Source organism: Bavariicoccus seileri WCC 4188 (genome assembly GCF_000421665.1).
GTDB classification, from domain to species: Bacteria; Bacillota; Bacilli; order Lactobacillales; family Aerococcaceae; genus Bavariicoccus; species Bavariicoccus seileri.
In genome coordinates this window covers 1-2,262 of sequence record NZ_ATXL01000093.1, presented here as the reverse complement: position 1 = coordinate 2,262, position 2,262 = coordinate 1, and the positions used below count along the sequence as shown (strand labels likewise).

General features: G+C 36.5%; 4 protein-coding genes. All 4 read right to left on the bottom strand.

Annotation, left to right across the window (positions count from 1 at the left end):
* Positions 1-168: 168 nt before the first annotated feature.
* Positions 169-435, bottom strand: a complete 267-nt coding sequence (locus tag H541_RS0110870; protein WP_022797299.1) for a type II toxin-antitoxin system RelE family toxin — start codon at positions 433-435, stop codon at positions 169-171.
* Between the two features lies 1 nt (position 436).
* Positions 437-661, bottom strand: coding sequence for a type II toxin-antitoxin system RelB family antitoxin (gene relB / locus H541_RS0110865; RefSeq protein WP_022797298.1), 225 nt, complete (start codon positions 659-661; stop codon positions 437-439).
* 198 nt (positions 662-859) lie between these two features.
* Positions 860-1,288, bottom strand: a complete 429-nt coding sequence (locus H541_RS12630) for a tyrosine-type recombinase/integrase (RefSeq protein WP_205617820.1) — start codon at positions 1,286-1,288, stop codon at positions 860-862.
* Between the two features lie 202 nt (positions 1,289-1,490).
* On the bottom strand, positions 1,491-2,147 hold the full coding sequence (locus H541_RS0110850; RefSeq protein WP_240470932.1) for an ATP-binding protein: 657 nt from the start codon (positions 2,145-2,147) through the stop codon (positions 1,491-1,493).
* Between the last annotated feature and the right edge of the window lie 115 nt (positions 2,148-2,262).

Genomic DNA, 2,262 nt, shown 5'->3' with positions numbered 1-2,262 from the left:
TTTCCTTTAAAATGATTCATCGTCATTCCTCCTACTATCTTTTTCTATTATTCTACCTTATTTGATAGTAGATTTAAAGCTTTGCAACAGAACCCTTTTGTCTAACTACTGAAAGAGGGAATTAAATAAAAAATCATTCTTGTCATTTTCCAATGACAAGAATGATTTTTATCGATAAATTTCTCTTCGGTGACCAATATGAACAATAATAATCTTGATTTCATCGTCATTAATATCAGCTAATAAGCGGTAATTTCCAACACGATAGCGCCAATAATCTTTCAATTCGCCCTTTAGTGCTTTGCCATGTCTTCTAGGGTCATCTGTCTCTACTAAGTTCTTTTCTATCCAAGCCGCAATCATACGCTGTTGCCCTTTATCTAATTTTTTTAAACTTTTTACAGCCTTTTTTTCATAAACGAGGTCATATTTCATTTTATAAATCCAACATTTTCATTACTTCATCGTGGTTATAAGTTTCGCTTTTTCCATCTTTTAAATCGGCTTCATATTCTTTAATTCGTTTCAGATCCATTTCATCTTCCATTTTTTCCTCTAAGGTTTTTTTCAATAGAGTAGATAAAGGCAGGTCATGTAATTTTGCGTACTCATTAAAAGATTTTTGTTCTTCATCATTCAATCGTACAGTAATTGTTGTCAATTTGATCACTCCTTAGTTAGATTGTAACACATTGTGTTACAAAAATAAAGAAGTTCTCTATAAATTTAGACTGCCATATAGATCATTAATATCATCTTGTTGAATGCCTAAATAACGTTTTGTGACGGTGAGATTACTATGATTTAAAGTCTCCATAATAATGGCTGGATTGAATCCTTTTTTCCATGCGTGATAGCCCTAAGTTTTTCTCAGACTATGCGTGCCGACATTATCTTTGATCCCGACCGCTTTGGCCGCATCTTTCAAAATATTCAAAGCTTGTTGGCGAGAGAGGGGTTTTTGCGCGCCTTCTCGCGACTGGAAGAGGTAATCGTCGAAGGAATACCCGTCTAAGCTCCCCAGAAGCGCCTCTAGCGCACGCTGACTGGGCTTGTTTAACTGAATTCGTCGTTCTTTCTTCGTTTTGCCTTCTAACAGCCGAATTTCTTTAAATATCCCTTTTTCATCGAGAATATCGCCCCATTTTAAGGCTAATAAATCGGTAATGCGTAAAGCTACATTGATGCCCACCACAAATAAGGCATAATCGCGTACATTTTTTCCCTTGAGATAACTTTTCATCGTTTGAATTTTTTGTTCATCGCGAATCGGATCCACACTAATCATTCAATTTCCTCTTTTCTTTGACTACTGCCACGCATTTGTACCACTAATGCCAACTTTCTTACCACTGTTTGCCACAGAATGTACCACCCTTTGCCAACTCGATGTACCATTTAAGAAATATCCCATAACCACTGGGATTTAAGTTGGTTATGGGATACATTGACATAATCCATAGGATTACATTATTTTTCATAGTAATGGTTTAGAAATTACTAGATAAACCTAATCGTTCACGCATTGATGTTTCTCCATCGATAGTGATGGTGTAAGAATTATGGACGATTCGATCAATAACGGCTTCTCCTGTTGGGCCGCCTCCTAATTTAGAATGCCATCCGGCTGTATTGAACTGCGTACAGAATATCGTAGATGTCGTCTTTTCTCGTTTTTCAATAATCTCCATGGTCAAGTAAAGTTCTTCTTCGGTTAAATCATGAAGGAGCCATTCGTCAATAATGAGTAGTTCTTTCTTCGTGTACTTACGCATTAATTTCTTATAACTGTCATCTGGTTGATTTTTTGCTATTTTAAACTCATCTAGGAGTTCAGGTAGGCGAACATACTGTACTTTATAAAATTGACGACAAGCAGCTATACCAAAGGCACAGGCTAAGTAAGTTTTCCCAGCTCCAGTTGCTCCCATCAGAATGATGTTATTCTTATTTTCTAAGTACAACCCAGAAGCTAAGCGTAAGATCTCTTCTTTTAGTAATCGTCGGTCTTCGAAATATTGAATCTCTTCAATTGATGCTGAAGGCACTTCGAATGCGGCTTGCCTTATTAAGCGTTGAAGCTTATTACTTTTCCGACGAGAATGTTCGCTGTCTACTAAAAGCTTAAAGCGATCTTCGAAGCCCAGGTCGTTATATTGCTTGTTTTTGTAACTGTCAAGGACAATTGTGCACTTTTTGCTAGATAACTTTGTGCACTTTTTTATTCAAAAATTGTTTCTCGATGTTTCATTCGATGACTCT

Bases quoted from the DNA above. Each gene is read 5' to 3' on its own strand.
- H541_RS0110870 (WP_022797299.1), bottom strand. From the start codon at position 435: ATGAAATATGACCTCGTTTATGAAAAAAAGGCTGTAAAAAGTTTAAAA.
- H541_RS12630 (WP_205617820.1), bottom strand. From the start codon at position 1,288: ATGATTAGTGTGGATCCGATTCGCGATGAACAAAAAATTCAAACGATG.